This is a genomic window from Gordonia namibiensis NBRC 108229, assembly GCF_000298235.1.
Classification (GTDB): domain Bacteria; phylum Actinomycetota; class Actinomycetes; order Mycobacteriales; family Mycobacteriaceae; genus Gordonia; species Gordonia namibiensis.
Genome location: NZ_BAHE01000002.1, coordinates 247,979 through 268,215, shown reverse-complemented (window position 1 = coordinate 268,215; position 20,237 = coordinate 247,979). Strand labels below are relative to the sequence as shown.

21 protein-coding genes are annotated in these 20,237 nt (G+C 67.6%); 7 read left to right on the top strand and 14 right to left on the bottom strand.

Translation table 11 applies throughout. From position 1 onward, the window contains the following. Position 1 precedes the first annotated feature (1 nt). Positions 2 to 844 (bottom strand): crotonase/enoyl-CoA hydratase family protein, encoded by an 843-nt coding sequence (locus tag GONAM_RS01465; protein WP_006865000.1) that lies wholly within the window; start codon positions 842 to 844, stop codon positions 2 to 4. Positions 845 to 916: 72 nt separating this feature from the next. Between GONAM_RS01465 and GONAM_RS01460 the strand changes: the two genes are divergently transcribed. Beyond that, positions 917 to 1,576, top strand: a complete 660-nt coding sequence (locus GONAM_RS01460; protein ID WP_006864999.1) for a PaaI family thioesterase — start codon at positions 917 to 919, stop codon at positions 1,574 to 1,576. A gap of 22 nt (positions 1,577 to 1,598) precedes the next feature. Here the strand turns inward: GONAM_RS01460 and GONAM_RS01455 are convergent, their stop codons facing one another. The 5 genes from GONAM_RS01455 to GONAM_RS01435 all read right to left on the bottom strand — a co-directional run bounded on the left by GONAM_RS01455 (position 1,599) and on the right by GONAM_RS01435 (position 6,878). Then, positions 1,599 to 2,153 carry a dihydrofolate reductase family protein gene (locus tag GONAM_RS01455; RefSeq protein ID WP_006864998.1) on the bottom strand — a complete coding sequence of 185 codons (555 nt, stop codon included), beginning with the start codon at positions 2,151 to 2,153 and terminating at the stop codon, positions 1,599 to 1,601. Then, positions 2,154 to 3,068, bottom strand: coding sequence for a helix-turn-helix domain-containing protein (locus tag GONAM_RS01450; protein ID WP_006864997.1), 915 nt, complete (start codon positions 3,066 to 3,068; stop codon positions 2,154 to 2,156). It lies immediately after the preceding gene. A gap of 151 nt (positions 3,069 to 3,219) precedes the next feature. Further along, positions 3,220 to 4,992 (bottom strand): alpha/beta hydrolase, encoded by a 1,773-nt coding sequence (locus GONAM_RS01445; protein WP_006864996.1) that lies wholly within the window; start codon positions 4,990 to 4,992, stop codon positions 3,220 to 3,222. Positions 4,993 to 5,154: 162 nt separating this feature from the next. After that, on the bottom strand, positions 5,155 to 5,967 hold the full coding sequence (locus GONAM_RS01440) for an ABC transporter permease (RefSeq protein WP_006864995.1): 813 nt from the start codon (positions 5,965 to 5,967) through the stop codon (positions 5,155 to 5,157). Continuing rightward, entirely contained in the window at positions 5,967 to 6,878 is a 912-nt protein-coding gene (locus GONAM_RS01435; protein WP_006864994.1) for an ABC transporter ATP-binding protein, read from the bottom strand. The genes GONAM_RS01440 and GONAM_RS01435 overlap by 1 nt, the downstream gene beginning before the upstream one ends. Before the next feature lie 135 nt (positions 6,879 to 7,013). Between GONAM_RS01435 and GONAM_RS01430 the strand changes: the two genes are divergently transcribed. Both GONAM_RS01430 and GONAM_RS01425 read left to right on the top strand, forming a co-directional pair. Continuing rightward, a complete protein-coding gene (locus GONAM_RS01430) occupies positions 7,014 to 8,174 on the top strand; it encodes a sensor histidine kinase (RefSeq protein ID WP_006864993.1) in 1,161 nt (386 codons plus the stop codon). Then, positions 8,171 to 8,821 (top strand): response regulator, encoded by a 651-nt coding sequence (locus GONAM_RS01425; RefSeq protein ID WP_006864992.1) that lies wholly within the window; start codon positions 8,171 to 8,173, stop codon positions 8,819 to 8,821. The genes GONAM_RS01430 and GONAM_RS01425 overlap by 4 nt, the downstream gene beginning before the upstream one ends. Here GONAM_RS01425 and GONAM_RS01420 read toward each other — a convergent pair. Continuing rightward, positions 8,796 to 9,791, bottom strand: coding sequence for an arsenic resistance protein (locus GONAM_RS01420; protein WP_006864991.1), 996 nt, complete (start codon positions 9,789 to 9,791; stop codon positions 8,796 to 8,798). The genes GONAM_RS01425 and GONAM_RS01420 overlap by 26 nt on opposite strands. Positions 9,792 to 9,858: 67 nt before the next feature. Here GONAM_RS01420 and GONAM_RS01415 point away from each other — a divergent pair, with 67 nt between their 5' ends. Then, the gene (locus tag GONAM_RS01415; protein ID WP_051992437.1) at positions 9,859 to 10,569 is read left to right on the top strand and encodes a CPBP family intramembrane glutamic endopeptidase; all 711 of its coding nucleotides are present in this window, start codon (positions 9,859 to 9,861) and stop codon (positions 10,567 to 10,569) included. 7 nt (positions 10,570 to 10,576) lie between these two features. Here GONAM_RS01415 and upp read toward each other — a convergent pair whose 3' ends face one another. The 5 genes from upp to GONAM_RS01390 all read right to left on the bottom strand — a co-directional run bounded on the left by upp (position 10,577) and on the right by GONAM_RS01390 (position 16,660). After that, positions 10,577 to 11,206 (bottom strand): uracil phosphoribosyltransferase, encoded by a 630-nt coding sequence (gene upp / locus GONAM_RS01410; RefSeq protein ID WP_006864989.1) that lies wholly within the window; start codon positions 11,204 to 11,206, stop codon positions 10,577 to 10,579. A gap of 20 nt (positions 11,207 to 11,226) precedes the next feature. Continuing rightward, on the bottom strand, positions 11,227 to 12,498 hold the full coding sequence (locus GONAM_RS01405; protein ID WP_006864988.1) for a URC4/urg3 family protein: 1,272 nt from the start codon (positions 12,496 to 12,498) through the stop codon (positions 11,227 to 11,229). Further along, positions 12,495 to 13,745 carry a GTP cyclohydrolase II gene (locus tag GONAM_RS01400; RefSeq protein WP_006864987.1) on the bottom strand — a complete coding sequence of 417 codons (1,251 nt, stop codon included), beginning with the start codon at positions 13,743 to 13,745 and terminating at the stop codon, positions 12,495 to 12,497. Before GONAM_RS01400 ends, GONAM_RS01405 begins: the two co-directional genes overlap by 4 nt. A 177-nt stretch (positions 13,746 to 13,922) precedes the next feature. Beyond that, positions 13,923 to 16,136: a catalase/peroxidase HPI gene (gene katG, locus GONAM_RS01395; protein WP_006864986.1), complete on the bottom strand. Its 2,214-nt coding sequence runs from the start codon at positions 16,134 to 16,136 to the stop codon at positions 13,923 to 13,925. A gap of 104 nt (positions 16,137 to 16,240) precedes the next feature. Continuing rightward, on the bottom strand, positions 16,241 to 16,660 hold the full coding sequence (locus GONAM_RS01390; protein WP_006864985.1) for a Fur family transcriptional regulator: 420 nt from the start codon (positions 16,658 to 16,660) through the stop codon (positions 16,241 to 16,243). A 128-nt stretch (positions 16,661 to 16,788) separates the two neighbouring features. Here GONAM_RS01390 and GONAM_RS01385 point away from each other — a divergent pair, with 128 nt between their 5' ends. Beyond that, positions 16,789 to 17,685, top strand: a complete 897-nt coding sequence (locus tag GONAM_RS01385; RefSeq protein WP_006864984.1) for a hypothetical protein — start codon at positions 16,789 to 16,791, stop codon at positions 17,683 to 17,685. Positions 17,686 to 17,689: 4 nt separating this feature from the next. Here GONAM_RS01385 and GONAM_RS01380 read toward each other — a convergent pair whose 3' ends face one another. Both GONAM_RS01380 and GONAM_RS01375 read right to left on the bottom strand, forming a co-directional pair. After that, positions 17,690 to 18,244, bottom strand: a complete 555-nt coding sequence (locus tag GONAM_RS01380; RefSeq protein WP_006864983.1) for a DUF4334 domain-containing protein — start codon at positions 18,242 to 18,244, stop codon at positions 17,690 to 17,692. 49 nt (positions 18,245 to 18,293) lie between these two features. Beyond that, positions 18,294 to 19,196, bottom strand: coding sequence for a DMT family transporter (locus GONAM_RS01375; RefSeq protein ID WP_040534943.1), 903 nt, complete (start codon positions 19,194 to 19,196; stop codon positions 18,294 to 18,296). A gap of 105 nt (positions 19,197 to 19,301) precedes the next feature. Between GONAM_RS01375 and GONAM_RS01370 the strand changes: the two genes are divergently transcribed. After that, complete coding sequence (locus GONAM_RS01370; RefSeq protein ID WP_006864981.1) at positions 19,302 to 19,733, top strand: PPOX class F420-dependent oxidoreductase; 432 nt, start codon at positions 19,302 to 19,304, stop codon at positions 19,731 to 19,733. 63 nt (positions 19,734 to 19,796) lie between these two features. Continuing rightward, positions 19,797 to 20,234, top strand: coding sequence for a VOC family protein (locus GONAM_RS01365; RefSeq protein WP_040535047.1), 438 nt, complete (start codon positions 19,797 to 19,799; stop codon positions 20,232 to 20,234). Positions 20,235 to 20,237: the final 3 nt, after the last annotated feature.

Here is a 20,237-nt window from a genome sequence, read left to right as displayed (position 1 = left end):
GTCAGCGCCCCTTGAACTCCGGCTTGCGCTTCTCGAAGACCGCGGTGACGGCCTCGGACAGGTCTTCGCTGGGAAGGAATGCCGAGTTCCAGGCCGCCACGTAGCGCAGGCTGTCGTGCACGGCGGCGCTGCGGGAGTGGTCGAGGACGTCCTTGATGCCGTGGACCACGAGCGGCGGATTGTCGGCGATCTCCCGGGCGGTCGCGCGAGCGAGGGCGAGCACGGCTTCCTGATCGTCGGCGACGTCGTTGACCAGCCCGATCTTCTCGGCGCGTGCAGCGTCGATGTCCTTGCCCGTCAATGCCAGTTCACGCATGTGGCCGTCGCCGATGATGTACGGCAGGCGGGCGAGAGTGCCCACGTCGGCGACCATGCCGACCTTGACCTCGCGGACGCTGAACTTGGCGTCGGCGCTCGCGTAGCGCACGTCGGCGGCACAGATCAGGTCGACGCCGCCTCCGATGCACCACCCCGAGATCGCGGCGACGACCGGCTTGCGGCAGTCCGCGACCGCGGTGATCCCGGCCTGCAGCTTGCGCAGCGACTCCAGGAACTCGGTGCGCGCGGCGGCCTTGGCGTTGTCGGCCAAGACGCCGGCCAGGGTGCCGCCCATCGCGACGAGGTCGAGTCCGAAGGAGAAGTGCTTGCCGGCGCCGGTCAACACGACGGCGCGCACCTCGGGATCGGTGTCGATGTGCCCGAAGAGCTCGGGAAGTTCGCGCCAGAAGTCAGGGCCCATCGCGTTGCCCTTACCGGGGCCGGTGAGCGCTACCTCGGCTATGCGGTCGGCAACGGTGACGTCGAACGCGCTCCAGTCGCGTTCATTCCAGGCTTGCTCTGTCATGCGAGGGAGCTTACTCGGCAGTCAGGACGTCCGATGGGCGGACTGCCGGTGGCGCACTGTTAGATGAAACCCATGAGCGGATACATCCAGGAGGACATCGACCCCGAGGAGCTCGCGTATCGTTCCGAGCTCGCGTCGTCGATCGCCGGGAGCGTGCGCGAACTGATCGACGCAACCGTGCGCACCGAGGTCGGCGAGACCGACATCGCCGAGGCACGCCGGCTCATCGAGACCGCCACCGACATCCTCCGCAAAGACCAGTTGCCCGGTGCCTACGGCATCCGGTTCAACTCCGACGGCACCAAGCGTTCATGGGGCAATGCCGTTCTGGGGCGGCGCAATCCGATCGCACCACCCGTTGAGCTGCACCACGAGCCTGAGTTCACCTGGACCGAGGTCGAACTCGGGGCCGCCTACGAGGGCCCGGCAGGACTCGTCCACGGAGGTGTCCTGGCCCTCATCCTCGATCAGTTGCTCGGCTCGACCGCCGAGTTCCAGGGCGTGCCGGGTATGACCGGCACCCTCAACGTCCGGTATCGCAGCGCGACCCCGCTCGGCAGGATCCGCGGTGAGGCGCGGGTCGACCGGGTCGTAGGTGTGAAAACCTTTGTCACCGGGACGATCACGCGCAACGGCAAGGTGAGCGCCGAGGCGGAGGGGATCTTCATCCTGCCCAAGTGGGCCCGCGGTGAGGTCTCCGATGTGCTGCGAAAGTCGGTGGGAGAGGGCTGATTGCCCTGGTGCTCGGGGAAGATCAGATCTTCGCGAGCGGCTTGCGCGCACCGACGAATGAGTAACGCGCGCAGAGGAATGCCCCGTTGCGGGCGAACTCCTGCAGTTCGAGGTCGTAGCGTCGCGGAAAGAGGGGGCGTCCGGACCCGAGGGTGACCGGCGCGATCGAGACGATCATGTCGTCGAGCATCCCGGCCTCGGCGAACTGGGCGGCGAGATCACCTCCGCCGACGACCCATACGTCCTTGCCGCCTGCTGCTTCCGTCAGCCGGTCGCGGTGGTCGGCGGGGTTCCCGTCGATGACGGAGATGGAGTCGGCCACCGGGGTGATCGTGCGATGTGTGAACACGAAGGACGGGATCTCGTAGGGCCATGGTTTGCCGTCGGCGAGTTCGTTGTCGAGGAGCCACTGGTAGGTGGTGTATCCCATGACCGCGGCCCCGATCCCGGCATAGAAGTCGTTGTAGTTCATCGGCCCGCCTTCTTCGAGTGGCTGGGTCAGAAGCCAGTCGAGGCTGTCGTGGTCGTCGGCGAGGAAGCCGTCGAGGGTGGTCGCGGTGTAGTAGCGGAATGGCATCTAGAAACCTCCGGAGTGCTTGCGGTGCCACATGATCGGGTCGGGGTCGAGCGCGGCCGCCCCGACGTCGACCCCGGTGTCGCGCAGCATCCACCGCGCGAGTTGACGACGATGGGCGGAGAAGGTCAGTACGTGCGCGACGATCTGGGAGAGCAGGAACGACTCGGGTGGATCGCACAGGGCGTCGATGACGCGGTCCTGCCAGGCGTTGCGGCGGTCGATGTCGCGGACCAGGGCCAGCCAGCGGGGTGTCAGATCGCGGTGGAGTTCGACGAGGGCGGGCAGATCCGATGGCGGGTCGGGCGGCATGTCGGCGCCCTCGATGGTCGCCAGCCAGGGTTGTTTGTCGACGACGAGATGCGACATGACCTGCGAGAGCGACTCTTCCGGGCCGTTCCAGTGCAGCGGTTCGTGCCCGGGAAGTCGTCTCCGGGTCCAGTCGTCGTCGTCGACCCCCTTGGCGGCGTCGAGCAGGACCTCGACGTCGTCGAGGTCGTGCCGCACCATGAGCATCAGGACGTCGCCGGCGCTCTCCGTGGTCGGGGTGCCGTTGTCGACGTAGAGCACGGTGGGTGAGTGGAAGTGGATGCCGTTGGGTGCGGGCAGCCAGTGGCTGTGCTCGGCCGGTGTGGCGGTCGACGCTGCGCGTCCGGGACTGTGTCCGAAGGCGCGCGTGAAAGCGCGGGCGAACCCGTCGACGGACTCGTAGCCGGAGTCGAAGGCGACCTCGGTGACCGTTCGGCCGTGTTGCAGCAACCAGGCGGCACGCTCGAGGAGGACCCGTCGACGCAGCGCCACCGGCGACTCGCCTGCACCTCGGCTCACCTGCCGGGAGAAGTGGAACGGGGACGAGAACGCGCCGGTCGCCATCTCGTCCAGGTTCGAGTGATCGTCGGCCAGTACGGCGTCGAGCAACTCGCGCAGACGATCACGTTCGCCGGGAGGCCGATTGCTCGGCGTCGGCTCGTCCGCGGGTCGATCACCAGGTGTGGGGGTCACGCTTCGAGTATGGAACGCCGGGCGCCGATTCGACCCGACCGTTCTTGCTCCGGCCGGGGCCCGGCGTTCAGTCGCGATTCAACAGCGGGATGAGCTCCTCGGTCTTCTCTGGGGTCCAGCCCGGAGGCTGCAGGATCTCGGCCCACGCTGCCGGGATCGCGGCCAGGTAGAAGTGGCCGTGGCCGTCGGGAACCCCGGTCGACACTGCCATGTCTGCACTGACCTGGAGAAAGGTCACGAACGGGATCCAGCTCATCGCCGGGAGGACGTCACGTCCGTTCTGCTCCTTCAGCCAATCGGGCTCGCGCAGGATCAGTCGCGGTGACCACCAGGAGATCGGGTCGGAGGCGTGCTGCAGGTACACCGCACGGCCGGGCACCCACTCGGCCGTGGCGGTGTAGAGATCCGGGGCATCGGCGATGAAGCGGACCTGACGTCCGTCCTCGTAGATCGGCTGCCACTCGGGTGTGCCGTCGTCGCGGTTGCCGGTCGTGTCGACCCACAGCGAGTTGTTGAAGGTCGGACCGACGAACAGCGCACCGTCGGTCCGGGCGTTGAGCGACGGGATCGTGCCGAATGCCGATTCGGCGGCGAACGATCCGAGGCTCTCACCGAAGACCACCAGTTTGGGCCGCTCGGCCTCCGGGATCGCACGAACCTTCTCGGACACGGCCTCGAACAGCGCCTGACCGGCTTTGCGGGCACGCTCCTTGTCGACGAGGAACGACAGCCAACTGGGCAGGTAGGAGTACTGCATGCTCACCGTGGCGGTGTCGCCGTTGTACATGTACTCCAGGGAGTCGACGGTCGCCTGGTTGATCCACCCGGTGCCGGTGGTCGACGCCACGGCAACGACCTCCCGTTGCAGTCCACCGGTGCGTTCGAGTTCTTCGGCGGCGAGTTTCGCGTTGGCGCGCAGGTCGTCTCCCGAACCGAGTCCCACGTAGGCGCGGATCGGCTCCATCGCAGGAGTGCCGTTGAACGCCGACAGTTCCTCGACGGTCGGGCCCACCGAGACGAAGATCCGGCCCTGCCGTCCGAGCGAATCCCAGGTCACCAGCGAACCCGGACCACCGGATCGCAGCGGGGAGGTCGGCGGTGTGGAATCGGCCGTGGTCTCGTCGTTGACCGCGGCGAACGTCGAGTTCAGGGCCTGCATACCGTAGTTCGCGACCACGCCGTTGAGCACGAAGACCGTCACGAGCACGGCGACGGCGATCGCCGCGACCGCGGAGATGCGTGGTGGCGCAACGCGATCGATCTTGCGGACCAGCCAGACAACGCCGTCGCCCCACGCCTGGCCGATCAGGATGAGCAGGAAGAAGACCACGATACAGATGACGGCGATCTGCGGGTAGGCGGTCCAGGACAGCAGATCGACGTCCATCATGGTGCGGATCTGATCCTGCCACCGCTGGAACATCACGAGCATGACGACGGTGCCGGCGATCGCGGCGAGGCCGAGCGCCACCCACACCCGGTGCATCGGGGCGGGCCAGGGCTTGTCGCGCGAGATCATGAAGCGGATCAGCCACGAGAAGAACACTCCGAGTGAGTATCCGAGCGCCGCCGACGCACCGCTGACTATGCCCTGGAACAGAGCGCCGCGGGGGAGCAGCGACGGTGTCATGGACAGCCACAGGAACACGAGCGCAACGCTCAGCCCCACGCAGGAGAAGCGGTCGAGGCGGCGCCGCCACCACGCCGGACGGGCGTCATCGGCAATGTCTTCGGTGGTGTTCGGCGACTCCGCAACCGACCCCGCGGCCTCCTCTGAAGGTTCTGCAGGTTCGGCTGCGGGCTCGATGCCCGGTCCGGTGGCAGGGGTCGACGACGACACGTGGGTTCCTCTTTTCTCGAGAGCCCGGCAAACCTAGCAGCGGATGCCGGTCTGCGACATGGTCTGTGCCCACTTCGGCCCGATACTGCTCCCACACGGTTACCGCCGGCGATTCCGTGTCGCCGGCGGTTGGTCCTGCGTGCCCGATTCGGTCGGGATGTCCTACTTCACCTCGGACCGCATCACGCGGACCAGACCGATGCCGAGGGGGAGCGCGATCCAGATGACGCCGGACACCAGCAGCCGCGCCCACTCGCCGCCGGTGGCCCACTCCCCGGACTGGAAAGGCATGTTGGTCAGCGTCGTGTCGACCCACTGGCCGAGGTTGTCCTTGAACCAGGGGACCAGTTCGCTGACCACCGACAAGGCGGTCGGGAGTGCGAAGTAGGCGACGATGGCTCCCGGGGTGTTGAGGATCAGGGCGGCGAAACCGAATCCGAGCAGCAGTCCGAACGCCTGGATGACAAAGGAATTGACGAATCCGGCCACGCTCAACCCCCAGGCGCCGGCCGGGTCGGCGAAGGCGACGGCGGCGATGCTGTTCCCGATGATCCCGAGGACCAGTGCCACCGCGACCGCGGCCACCGCGGTGATCATCGACGCGACCAGTTTCGCGCCGATGATTCGTTCCCGGCGGGGTTCGAGGGTGAAGGTCGTGAGCGCGGTGCGTTGGCTCCACTCGCCGGTGACCAGCAGGATCGCGAGGATCGGGAGGATGATGGCGGTGGGGATGTTCATCATCCCGAAGAACTCGCCGAGGTTGAGGTTGCCGGGATCGTTCCGGTTGGCGATGAGCATCGCGACCATGATGACCGCGGCGATGACGCCGATCGATGCGGTCAGCCAGAAGCCGGCCCGCGTGTCGACGAGTTTGCGGAGTTCGACCCTGACCAGGCGCGCGAACGGGATTCCGGGACGATCGACGTCGATCCCGCCGCAGGTCGGGAGAGGTGCGCGGAAGTCGGCGACGGTCATCAGAGGGCTCCTTCGAGAGTGGGCTGCTCGCGCTGCGTGTCGGAGGTCAGCTGCAAGAACATGGCTTCGAGTTGTGCACCATCGGCGGGACGCAACTCGGTGAGGACCACGCCGACCGCCGCCGCGGCGCGGCCGACCTCCACCGGGTCCGCGTCGACGTCGAGTCCTCCGGATGCATTGGGGCGAGCCACGATCTGGGCCGCGGTGAGTGCCTGCAGCAGGGTTTCGTCGTCGAGCGAGCGGACGCGCGACCCCGCGCCGGCGAGCAGTTCGGCCTTGGTTCCCTGGGCGACGATCCGGCCGTTGCCGATGACGACGATGTCGTCGGCGATGATCTCGATCTCGTGGAGCAGATGCGAGGACAGCAGAACCGTGCCACCACGATCGGCGTAGTTGCGCAACAGAGTTCGCATCCAGTGGATACCCGCGGGATCGAGGCCGTTGGCCGGTTCGTCGAGGATGAGGATCTTCGGATCGCCGAGCAGCGCGGCGGCGATACCGAGACGCTGGCGCATGCCGAGGGAATAGTTGCGCACCCGACGCCCGGCCTCCTCCGGTGTGAGGCTGACCATCTCGAGCATCTCGTCGACCCGGTCTCCGTTGATCCCCATCGTCATCGCGGCCAATCGGAGGACCTCGGCACCGGTCCGTCCGGCGTGCTGCGCCGACGCGTCGAGCAGGACGCCGACCTGCGTCGCCGGGTTCGGGATGGTCCGGTAGTCGACGCTGTAGAGGTGCGCGACCCCGGAGGTCGCCGGGGTGAGCCCGGCGATGATCCGCATGGTCGTCGACTTGCCGGCGCCGTTCGGACCGAGGAAGCCCGTGACCTGCCCCGGTCGGCAGGTGAAGGACACGTCGTCGACCGCTACGTGGTCGCCATACCTTTTCGTGAGGTTCTGCACAGTGATCATGCGTTCCATGGTCGTCGGAGCAGGTCGTCGTCCACATCGGTCGCCGGTCCACAGGTGCATCAGCCGAAAGTCGTAGACGCGCCGTATCCGATGGTCGGAGGTCACGCATGCACAGTCCGACTAGCGTGAACGGGTGTGAAACCCGAGCAGTACCAACCCCCGCTCACCTGGGCAGGTCACGCGTGGCGACTCGCGCTCATGCTGCTGGTGTCCGCGGCCGTGTTCAGCACTCGTGCCGGATACCTGTGGAATGAGGTGCGCTGGTGGTTCTTCGCCGACCTCGCACTCGGCGTGGCGTCATACGCGGCGGTCTGGTGGCGGCGTCGGTATCCCGTTGCGGTGACCGTGTTCACCAACCTCGCGGGGATCGTGTCGACGACGTCGCTCGGGCCGGCGACTCTCGCTCTGGTGTCGATGGCGACCCGCCGGCGGTGGGTCGAGATCATCCCGCTGTCATTGTTGTGCGTGGTCGCGAATGTGGTTGCGGCACTGTTCTTCTCCACCCCCGCCGAGGAGAACGATCCGGCGATCGTGGTGTACGCCGTCGTCGTCGCCATCACTGCGGCGATGGTGTCCTGGGGCATGTACATCGGCTCGCGGCGCGAACTCCTCGCGAGCTGGCGGGCGAGGGCGCTCGCGTCGGAAGCCGAGCAACAGGCCAAGGTGCAGCAGGCGCGATCGTTGGAACGTGCGCGGATCGCGCGCGAGATGCACGACATTCTCGCCCACCGGATCTCGGCGATGAGCATGTCGGCCGGGGCACTGGCCTACCGGACGGATCTGACCGGTGAGCAGGTGCGCGAGACGGCACGCACGATCCAGGAGACCTCACACCTCGCGCTCACCGAATTACGCGAAGTTCTCGGTGTCCTACGGGAGGGCCCGGGCGACGCCGCGCCGGAGGAGCCGCAGAACACACCCGACCTGATGGCGCTCGTCGACGAGGCGCAGCGGCTGGGGATGCGGGTCGATGCCAGATGTGAGATCGACGTCGCCGCACTGTCTCCGGCGATTGCGCGCACGCTCTATCGATGCGTGCAGGAGGCCCTGACCAACGCCCGCCGTCACTCTCCGAACGCGCCGGTCTCCATGCACATCCGTGGTGGCCCCGACCACGGCGTGGATCTTCTCGTCGAGAACCCGTTGCCGCTCGCGTCCGGATCCGCCCCACCCGCGCCGGGTTACGGCCTGGTCGGGCTCGCCGAGCGCGTCGGCCTCCACGGCGGGCGGCAGTCGGCGACTGTCAGCGACGACAAGAGATTCCTGCTGCACGTCTGGCTACCGTGGCAGTCATGACCGCACGCATCATGATCGTCGACGACGACCCGCTCGTCCGGTCGGGACTCCGGCTCCTCCTCGGGGGTGACGCCGGGCTCGACATCGTCGCCGAGGCAGGCAACGGGCAGGAAGCACTCGACATCCATTGCGACGATCCGGTCGACCTGATCCTGATGGACCTGCGCATGCCCGTTCTCGACGGCATCGAGGCCACCGGACGATTCAAATCACTGCCCTCGCCACCGGCGGTGATCGTGCTGACGACCTTCGACGCCGACGACTTCGTGGTTCGCGCGCTCGCGATGGGTGCCGACGGCTTTCTTCTCAAGGACACCGTGCCCGACCAGATCGTCGCCGCCATCCACAACGTGCTCGCCGGGCAACCCGCGCTGAGTCCGTCGGTCACCGCCGCGTTGATCAAACAGGTCGTCGACGGCGGGGGAGCCCGATCCGCTTCGGCGGTGAGTCGGATCGAATCATTGACGGCGCGTGAGCACGATGTCGCGGTCGAACTCGCCCGCGGGGCGTCGAACGCAGAGATCGCCGACCGGCTCTACATGAGCCTCGCCACGGTCAAGGCGCATATCTCGCACATCTTCACCAAGCTCGACGCCTCGAACCGCGTCCAGGTGGCGATCCTCATGCACGACGCCGGGAAGGTCTGAGACCCCGCAGACGTACCGCACGGGTGAACACCCAGACGAGGATCACCATCCCGATCAGCTCGACGAGCGTCTGGGTGATCACCGTCGCCGCGGCGAGTTCGGCACCGACCGGGAGTGCCAGCGCCAGCGGGAGCACCACGAGCGAGTTGCGGGTGACGCCGGAGAACACGACGGCCGTGCCCGACTCCGCCGAGAATCGGAGGGCACGGGCGACGCCGAGTCCGACGATCGTCATCACGGCCAGGAACAGTGCATAGACCGGTACGACACCGGCGATGTCGTCGAACCGCGAATCGATACGCGGGACCTGGGATCCGACCGCCGCGAACAACACCGCCATCATCAGCGGCACCATCGTCGTCGACACCACGTCACCGGCACGACGCCCCACATCGCTGCGCGCCGCCCATGCCTGCGTGATCCAGGCAGACGCCAGCGGAAGGGCGATGAGAACCGCGAACGCCAACAGGAACGGCTCCGGATCGATCACGTCACGGCCGTCGCCGAGCAGCAACGTCAGATACACGGGGACGACGAGCATCTGGGCGAGCAACAGCAGCGGCGTCGCCGCGAGCAGCCGCTGCCTGTCGCCCCCGGCCAGGCCTGCGAAGACGACGACGTAGTCCACGCACGGACACAACAAGACCAGCAGGGCGCCCACCCGGATCGCGTCGTCGGCCGGCAACAGGGGCGACAACGCGGCGACGACGAGCGGCACGCAGACGAAGTTCACCGCCAGGACCACCGACAGGAATTTCCGGTCACGCAGGGAGGCAACCAGGTCGGTTGCTCTGACCTGGAGGAAGGTGACGTACAGCAGCGCGGCGAGCAGCGGTGTGACCGCCACATCCATGGACTCGGCCGCCGACGGCACCGTCAGCCCGAAGGCCAGTCCCGCACCGATCGCGAGCAGGTACAGCGCTACCTGATGCTGTTCGAGACGTTCGGGGACGTTGACGGTGTCGGGCACTGCACCATTCTGGGTCACCGCGTGGCGTTCGGCGCCAAGGGTCGCGGCACTGCGCGACACTCGACGGGTGACCGCACCGTCCCGACGCCACGACGCGGTGCTGCTCGTAGTGGTCGTCGTGGCCCTGATCGCGGCCAACATCACGGCGCACCGCTCGACCGGCGTGCTTGCGGTGCTGATCATCCCGGTGGCGGCGATCCTGTTGCTGCTCATCGCGCGGCTCGGCGGCCTCGACTGCCGTGAACTGGGACTGAGCCGCACAGAACTGCGCGCGGGTGTCCCGTTCGCCGTCGCCTCGGTGATCGTCGTGGCCGCGATCGTGTCGACCGCCGTCGCGATACCCGCGACCCGCGAGTTCTTCCTCTCGGACCGCTACGACGACACGTCCGAAGCGTTGCTGGCCGCGTTCGTGGTCATTCCGCTGCAGACCGCCCTCCCCGAGGAACTGATGTTCCGCGGCGTCCTGCAGGGAACCCTCGGCCGGTTGTGCAGCCCGACCGCGACCCTGGTCTACGGTGCCGTCGCTTTCGGGCTGTGGCACGTCCTGTCCTCGACCGGCCTCACCGAGGGAAACGAAGGACTCAGTGACACTCTCGGGTCGGGCACCGTCGCGCAGGTCGCGGGCATCGCGGGTGCAGTGGTCGCGACCGGCGTCGCGGGTTTCGTCCTCGGTTGGCTACGGCAGCGCACCACGAGCCTCCTCGCACCCATCGCCCTGCACTGTGCTCTCAACGCCACCGGCGCGATCGGCGCCGCGGTGGCCTGGCAGGTGTCTTAGGTCTGCTTCACGCCGTCCCGAACACCCGATCACCGACGTCGCCCAAGCCGGGCCGGACGAATCCGTTGGCGTCGAGTTCGCGGTCGACCCCGGCTGTGTAGATCGGGACCTCCGGATGGGCCTCGTGCAGGACGTCGATGCCTTCGGGGCAGGCGACGAGGCACACGAACTTGATCGACCGCGGCGAGTACTCCTTGATCCGATCGATCGCCGCGACGGCCGAGAAACCGGTTGCGAGCAGCGGATCGACGATCACCACGTCGCGCTCGTGCAGATCCGAGGGCATCTTGAAGTAGTACTCGACGACCACCATCGTCTTGGGGTCGCGATACAGACCGATGTGGCCGACACGTGCGCCCGGCACCACGCCGAGCATGCCGTCGGCGATCCCGGCGCCGGCACGCAGGACTGCAGCGAACACCAGTTTCTTGCCGTCGATCACGCTCGCCGTGGTGGTCTCCAGGGGTGTGTCGATGGTGACCTCGTGCATGGGGATGTCGCGTAGCACGTCGTAGGCCATGAGGGTGGAGATCTCGTTCAGCAGGCGTCGGAAGTCGTTGGTGGACGTGTCTTTCCGCCGCATCAGGGTGAGCTTGTGCTGTACCAGCGGATGATCGATGACGGAGACGGTGCCCATGGGTTCCCCTATCGTGGTTCTCAGAAGACGGTTCCGGTGCTGCGGATCGACAAGGGCGGCAACCCGTTCCGCAACCGGCCGGCTAGCACCCGACCGGCCGCCCAGGTTCCGCCCTCGAGGACGCAGGCCAACGGCATCGTCGCCGCGTCGGTCCCGAGCCGATCGCGGACGAGTTCGGCGATCTCATCGAGCAGGGCGACGGTGAGGGCGCGCCATTCGATGACGATCTGGTCGCCGACCTCCCATTCGACGTCGGCCCAGTCCGGATCCCGAAGTACGAGCACGCCCGTGTCGAGGAAGAGTCCACCGTTGCGGTATTCGGGGAGACCGGTGAGCTCGTCGAGGCCGGTGACCTCGATCCCGGCCCAGAGGAGCGGTTCGAGCAGCGAGTAGGTCAACCACTGCGACAGCTTGTGGAACGGAACCCATCCGGCGGTGAGGCCTGGTCCGGTCACCGCGCGGTGAGCCCAGCAGTCACCCAGCGGCACGCCGCCGATCCTGTTGTCCGACGGCCAGATCGGGCCGAGGTGGGTCAATACGGCGCTGAGGATCTCGGCGGCGCTCACCGTCGCCCGACCACCCGCTGTCAGGTGATCGAACAGTGCGCCGGGTCGGCCGTCGGGTCCGAACACCGTCGGCTCGTCGGCGAGAACGTCGCCGAGGCGACGGAGCAGTTCGACGCGACCCTCGAGTCCGGTGAGCGCATTGGTGGGGGAGACCTGGAAGGCGCTGCCCAGACTCTCGACCGTCACCGCACGGAGGCCGGCCGCGTCGACCCGAAGTGGTTGCGCCGCATCGTCGGAGAACAACCCGGCGGTGAAGGCTGCCCAACTGGCGACGCCGAGGCCTTCCGAACGGGTGAGGACCTGCCCGGTCGACTCCTCCCGGTAGGACCACTCGGGACCGGCCCCGGCATCCAGCAGCACGCTGACCAGGACGACGTCGATGAGGGCGCGGGTGTGGTCGGGGGAGTCCGCCGGCGGCAGCGCGTCTCGAAGCGATCCGAGCCGATCGACCCCGCCGGCCTCGAAATGGCGCCAGCGGCTGTGGAACGGGATCGCGCCGTCGGGATAGCGACCGCGGGTGGTTTCCACGACGACGTCCGCGGCAGCACCGAGAGCGTCGTAGTGGACCGTGAACCAGGCGGACCGACCGTCGCGGGCGCGGTGGAGGAGCTGGCGCGAACGCTCGCGTACCGCGGTGCTCGTCCGCAGCAGCGCGGCGGCGGCGACGTCGGTGTCGGGTGTCTCGGTGGACCGGTCGGCGGTGTCGTCCCGCGCAGGGCCGTTCACTCGAGCCCCCGGCCCTTGACCTTTCGCAACGCCTCGGCGTCGGGAACCGGCCCGGGCGTGAAGTAGCCGGCGGCCATCTTGGCGTCGATCTCCACGCGCGCATCGGCCGGCACCAGCTCGTCGGGGATGTTGACCCGCTCGCCGACCTCGATACCCGAGCCGGTGATCGCGTCGTACTTCATGTTGCTCATCGAGACGAGCCGGTGGATCTTGGTGATCCCGAACCAGTGCAGCACATCGGGCATGAGTTCCTGGAAGCGCATGTCCTGAACTCCGGCAACACATTCCGTGCGGGCGAAGTACTGGTCGGCGGTGTCACCGCCTTCCTGGCGCTTGCGGGCGTTGTAGACGAGGAACTTCGTCACCTCGCCCAGAGCCCGGCCCTCCTTGCGGGAGTACGCGACCAGGCCCACGCCACCGCGCTGGGTACCGCGGATGCACTCCTCGATCGCGTGCGTGAGGTATGGACGACACGTGCAGATGTCCGAACCGAACACGTCCGACCCGTTGCATTCGTCGTGGACGCGGGCGGTCAGCTCGACCGACGGGTCGGCGAGATCACGTGCGTCGCCGAAGACGTAGACGGTCTGCCCGCCGATCGGCGGCAGGAAGACCTCCAGGTCCGATCGCGTGACGAGCTCGGGATACATGCCCCCGGTCTCCTCGAACAGCACCCGCCGGAGTTCGGCCTCGGAACAGCCGAAGCGTTCGGCGACACCGGGCAGATGCCAGACGGGTTCGACCGCCGCCTTCGTCACCAGGGCGGCGCCGCTCGGGAGCAGCAGCTTGCCGTCGGGGACGAGCCGCCCCTTCTCGATGGCCTCGGCGATCTCGGGGAGGATGACGTGCGCCTTGGTGACCGCGATGGTCGGTCGGATGTCGTAGCCGGCGGCGATCTTGTCGGGGAAGCTCTCCGCGACCGTCGCTCCCCAGGGGTCGAGCGAGACGATCGCCTTCGGGTCTCCCCATTGCGGGTACGGACCGATGTGGTCGGTCGGGGAGGTGTTGGTCAGATCGGCGCGATGGTCGCGGGCCAACGCCCCGGCGGCCACCGCCAGCGCTCGGTAGACGCTGTACGACCCGCTGTGGGTACCGATCACGTTGCGGTGAGCGCGAACTCCGGTCGTCCCGATGACGGGACCGCGCTCGGCCGCGGTGGGTGCACCCCAGTGGATGGGCGGGGCGTCGACTCCGCCGCTGTGCGAGGTCAGCCGGATGTGCCCCAGGGACTTGTGCTCGCCGGACATCGCGATCTCCTTCTGCCACGACGGTCATCCGCCACCTCGAGGAAAGCGCCAGCATAGTTCCGAAATCGCGATCCTGCCGGGCAGAACGAGATCCGTCACCGCAGACGACGATGCGGCGGCACCCGAGGGGTACCGCCGCATCGTGCCCGGCTGAAACTGATCAGCTGCCGTGGGTGATCAGATGTCGAACCGGTCTGAGTTCATGACCTTGTCCCACGCCGCGACGAAGTCCTTGACGAACTTCTCCTTGGCGTCATCGGAGGCATACACCTCCGCCAGGGCGCGCAGCTGGGAGTTCGAGCTGAACGCCAGGTCGACGCGGCTGCCGGTCCAGGTCTGCTCGCCGGTCGCGCGGTCGGTGCCGACGAAGACGTTCTCGTCGTCGGTCTTGGACCACTTGGTGGACATGTCGAGCAGGTTGACGAAGTAATCGTTCGTCAGCACGCCCGGCCTGTCGGTGAGTACTCCCAGTGCCGAGTTCTGGTAGTTCGCACCGAGCACGCGCAGGCCGCCGATGAGGGCGGTCATCTCCGGTGCGCTCACGGTGAGCAGGTTCGCCCGGTCGAGCAGCTTGAATTCGGCGGGCTGAGCGAGGCCCTCACCGACGTAGTTGCGGAAACCGTCGGCGGTGGGCTCGAGGTAGCCGAACGACTCGACGTCGACGTCATCCTGCGCCACGTCGGTGCGGCCCGGCGTGAACGGTACGGAGACCTCGACTCCCGCATCGCGAGCGGCCTTCTCGATGGCGGCGACGCCACCGAGCACGACGAGGTCGGCGAAGGAGATCTTCGCGCCGGCCTCGCCGGTGAACGACTCGGCGATGTGCTCCAGCTTCGCGACGATGTCGGCGAGTTCGGCGGGCTCGTTGGCCTCCCAGCTCGCCTGTGGCTGCAGACGAAGGCGACCACCGTTGGCGCCACCGCGGAAGTCGCTGCCGCGGAACGACGATGCGGCAGCCCATGCGGTCTTCACCAGCTGCGAGACCGAGAGACCCGACTCCAGCAGAGAAGTCTTCAGGGCAGCGATGTCGGCATCGGAGACAAGCGGTCCCTCGTGCACCGGCACGTTGTCCTGCCAGTCGTAGGTGACCTCGGGAACCAGCGGGCCGCGGTAACGGATCGCGGGGCCCATGTCGCGGTGGAGCAGCTTGAACCAGGCCTTGGCGAACTCCTCGGCCAGCTCCTCCGGGTGATCCAGCCAGCGACGGGTGATCTTCCCGTACTCGGGGTCGAAACGAAGTGCGAGATCGCTGGTGAGCATCGACGGGTGGGTCTTGCCGTCACCGAAGGCCAACGGCACGGTGCCGTTGCCGGCGCCGTCCTTGGGACGCCACTGGTTGGCACCCGCAGGGCTCTTGTACAGCTCCCACTCGTAGCCGTAGAGGGTCTCCAGGAAGGCGTTGTCCCACTGGGTCGGGGTCGGGTTCCAGGTGACCTCGAGACCACTCGTGATGGTGTCGGCACCCTTCCCCTCGCCGTGCGAGCTGCGCCAGCCGAGACCGGCGTCCTCGAGAGCGGCGGCCTCCGGCTCGGGGCCGACCTGGCTCGCATCCCCGGCGCCGTGTGTCTTGCCGAAGGTGTGGCCACCGACGATCAATGCCGCGGTCTCGACGTCGTTCATCGCCATCCGGGCGAAGGTGTCCCGGATGTCGGCAGCCGAACCCAGGACGTCCGGATTACCCTCGGGCCCTTCGGGATTGACGTAGATGAGGCCCATCTGCACAGCGGCCAGCGGGTTCTCGAGTTCGCGGTCACCGGAGTACCGCTGATCGGCCAGCCACTCGAGCTCGGGACCCCAGTAGACGTCATCGGGCTCCCACTCGTCGACGCGGCCGAAGGCGAAGCCGGCGGTCTCGAAGCCCATCGACTCGAGCGCGACGTTTCCGGCGAAGACCAGCAGGTCTGCCCACGAGATGGCCTGGCCGTACTTCTTCTTGATCGGCCACAGCAGACGACGCGCCTTGTCGAGGTTGGCGTTGTCCGGCCAGCTGTTCAGGGGTGCGAAGCGCTGCATGCCGGCTCCGGCGCCGCCGCGCCCGTCCTGGACGCGGTAGGTACCCGCCGCGTGCCACGACATGCGCACCATCAGGCCGCCGTAGTGGCCGAAGTCGGCGGGCCACCAGTCCTGCGAATCGGTCATCAGGGCGGTCAGGTCCGCCTTGAGGGCCTCGACGTCGAGGTCCTTGAGTGCCTCGTCGTAGTCGAAGTCGGCGTCGAGGGGATTCACGACATCCGGATTGTGCTGCAGGATCTTGAGATTCATCTGGTTCGGCCACCAGTCACGGTTTCCGCCGCCCTCGGTGGGTTGCTTGGCCTTGCCGTGCATGACCGGGCAGCCGCCGGCGGTGGGTTCGGTGTTGGCCTCGGCGATCGGCGGGTGTTCTTGCGCCATGTCATTCCTTTCGGGAAATGGTGATGGAGGCTGAGCACAGCCGTGATCCCGCCCGGTCCACAGGTGTGGGCCGGCCGGTCAGGTGTGTTCGGATCTTCGGTGGTTCAGGCCTTGCAGTCGGGGCAGAGGCCCCAGTACACGACCTCGGCCTCGTCGATGACGAAACCGTGGTCGTTTGATGCGGTCAGGCACGGGGCTGCGCCGACTGCGCAGTCGACGTCCCCGATCGCACCGCATGAGCGGCAGACCACATGGTGGTGGTTGTCGCCGATACGGGACTCGTAGCGGGCCACGTGTCCCGACGGCTGGATCCGCCGGATGAGACCGGCAGATGTCAACGCGGCCAACACGTCATAGACCGTCTGCTGGGAGACGTCGGCGAGTTCGGCTCTCGTCGAACCGAGCACGGTGTCGGTGTCGGCGTGGGGGTGTGCATGCACCGCGCGCATGACCGCGACCCGCGGACGGGTGACGCGGAGTCGAGCTGCGCGCAGCTGGGTGGCGCAGTCGTCGTCGGTGAGCATGTGGACGAGTATGCACCCTTTTTTGGAATGGTTCAAGTTTAGGCCCAGCTAGGTGCCGGATGGCGGGACGTCGGAGACGTAGGATCGGCTCATGTGGAACCGACATCCTGCCGGTCGCGGGTGATGTGATGTCCCGCTACGACGAGATCGTCGACGAACTCTACGGCCTGACGCCGGACGTGTTCGTGAAGCGGCGAAACGAGATCGCCAAGGAGGTCAAAGCCGACGGTGAAACCTCTCTGGCAAAGGACATCTCGAAATTGCGCAGGCCGACGCAGGCCGCGTGGGCGATCAATCAGTGGGTGCGCGCGAATCCCGATGACTGCGACCAGGTGACCGCGCTGGCCGCGGACCTGTCTGCGGCGCAACGACGTTCGGCGGCCGACACGATGCGTGAGCTGTCCCGCCGCCGCCAGGAGTTGATCAACTCCTCCGTCGACGGGGTGGCCGGCACTGCGTCCTCGCTCGGAGTCGGGCTGTCCGACAGCGCGGTTCGCGAGGTCGCGACGACGCTGCGCGCCGCGATCGCCGACGCCGAGATCCTGACCGACCTCCGACACGGACGCCTCGTCACCTCAGCCGAGTACAGCGGGTTCGGTCCCGCAGGGGTCTTCGTCGTGCCCGACCCGCCGGACGAGTCGAAACGCAAGGACAGTCACGACCACGATGCCGACCCGGAGAACGTCGACACGGATTCGGCCGACGAGAGCGAGGACAGTGACGAGGACGCCGAGGTCAGGCGTGAACTCGAGGCGCGGATCGCCCGGGCCGAGGACGATGAGCAGTCCGCGCGTAAGAGCCTCGGCGACGCGTCTTCGGCGGTGGACGAGGCGTCCTCGGAGGTCGACGAACTCGTCGCCGAGGCACGGGACCTTCGCGAGCAGTTGTCCCGCGTCGAGGACTCACTGCGCTTCGCACGTCAGCGATTGTCGACCGCCGAGGAGGGTCGCTCGGAGGCCAAGGTCGCCCTTCGTGATGCGGTCGCCGAGGCGAACAAGCTGAGAGCGGCGCTCGCCGATCTCTGAGTGTCTAGATCAGCCGCAGCGAGTCATCGCGTCGCAGCACGAAGAAGTACGGTGCCGGTGAGCCCTTGAGATCCATGGCGCCGAGGACCGAATCGTCGGACAGTCGGTGGAAGACATCGTTGATCGGCAGCTGGTCGTAGACCATGGTCGCGGTGTCGGTGCCGCGATAACGCGTGGTGCGCAGCCGTGCGCGTGCCTTCCGGGTCTGGCTGAGCAAGCGGGTGGCGGCGATCGGTGTCGCGAAGGACATCGCCTTCACCTGGGGTGTCTTCTCTGCGACTGAGAGACCACTGAAGGCTATCGCCGGGTTCATCGCCCAGAGCGCGGTGTGGTCGCGGGTGGGGAAGAGGAGCGGGTGGACGGTCTCGGCGTCGACGAACTGCTTGCCCCACCAGCCGCTGGCGGCGAGAAATCCATCGAGGGGATGACCGGTCGGCAGTTCCGCTCCGCGCCAGGTGCCGATCATGAACTCCGGGTCGATCGCGTCGCACGAGTCGAACAGATCGAGTGCCTCGGCGGTGTCGGTGGGGATGGTGGTCAGGATCTCGCGCACGTCCATGGCGCCGATCCTACGGCCAAAGACACAAATAGAGAAGAATGTCGCAATGTCAGGAGGTCGAACCTGCGGGAACTCCGCGCGGGGCGTCGTTGCCGTCGGGTTGGGAGGTGAGCCACGCGACCGCGAAGGCTCCCGCTATCGCCCCGGCGAAACCGACGTAGGCGAGCCACCCGAGTCCGTCGACGGCGCGGTCGCCGAGGAACAGCACGCCGATCACCGACGGAATCCCGACCTCGCCCACCACGAGCACCGCGGTGACGGCGTTGACGGGACCGAGTTGGAGCGCGACGGTCTGCACGTAGAACGCGAGTGCGCCGGCGAGGGCGATGGTCCAGGCCGCCGGGTCGGTCAGCAGGGCTGCGGGGTCGAACGGGTGCACGCCGTCGAGGACGCGCACCGCCACCGCGAGGGCGCCGTACATCGCGCCGGCGAGCGCTCCCGCGAGGATCGCGCCGCGCCGTCCGAGTAGGCGGACGACGATCAGGCCGACGACCGCGACCACCGTCGACACGATGAAGAGAGCCCAGTGAAAGGTCATGTCGTGGGCGGTTCTGGCCTCGTGTGACGCCGACGCGCCGAGCATGCAGAGCGATGCCACGACGACGCCCATCGCGCCCAGGTCTCGGCCTCGGAGCTTCGTACCGAGGAGCGCGCTGCCGAGAAGCGCGGTGACGATCAGATTCCCGGCGACGATCGTCTGCGCCAGGAAGAGTGGGAGCAGTCGGGCGGCGACGGCCCCGCCGGCGAAACCGAGGACCACCATGAGGGTGCCGACGAGGAAGGCGGGGTCGCGGAAGGTGTCGAGAGTCGAGCGCAACGACGGCCCGCCCTCGGCCGTGACCCCTGCGGTATCCGGCCCGGCGGCGTTCCGGGCGCCGAGCGCGCGAAGGACCGTCGACAGTCCGTAGGCCACCGCGGCAAGCGATGCCGCCACTATTCCGATCGTGAACACCGTATGAAGGTATAGGTCCTCGTGGCCCGATGCCCGGTTTCCGCGCCCGGTCCGGTGCGGCCGCCGCGCCGGAATAGTCGCTGACCGCGGGCAGTTGCCCAGATCATGACCACCTCTGAGTACGACCCGCGCGACCTTCTCGCCGAAGCACGTCTCGGCGTTCTCGCCACCATCAAGTCCTCCGGCCTTCCGCAACTGTCGCCGGTGACCCCGTTCTACGACCGCGACGCGGACACCATCTACGTGTCGATGACCGAGGGGCGCGCCAAGACGGTCAACCTACGCCGTGATCCGCGCGCGGCGCTCGAGGTGACCGGGCCCGACCGGTACACCTGGGCGACCGCAGAAGGGGACGTCACGCTGATCGGTCCGAGCGCCGATCCCCGCGGCCCCGAGGTGGAGGCACTCGTCGACTACTACCGGAAGGCCGCCGGCGAGCACCCGGACTGGGACGAGTACCGCAGCGTGATGGTGTCGGATCGTCGCGTGCTGATGGTGATGGCGGTCAGACGCGTGTACGGCGAACGGCTTCGCTGACCGCCGCAGAGTTTCTTTGCGATGAGGACCGTGGCTGTCCTCATCGAGGGCCACAGTGGAGGTATGAGCAGAGAGATCCAGGTGACGTTCGACTGTGCTGATCCCGCGGCCCTCGCCGCGTTCTGGGCCGAGGTGCTCGGCTACCGGATCCAGGCGCCGCCCGCAGGATTCGACACCTGGGACGCTGCGCTGGAGGCGATGGGCGTACCGGAGGAACGCCGGAACGATGCGTCGGCGGTGGTCGACCCCGACGGTCGCGGTCCGCGGATCTTCTTCCAGCGCGTGCCGGAGGGCAAGACCGCGAAGAACCGGGTACACCTCGACATCCGGGCGGCTCCGGGCCTCGCCGGTGACGACCGCATGGCTTCCCACGAGGCCGAGGCGGCACGACTCGTCGCGCTGGGAGCGAGACGGGTCCGGCGCGTCGAGCCCGCACCTCCGCTCGGCGCCGGGCACATCGTCATGCTGGACCCCGAGGGCAACGAATTCTGCTTGGACTGACCG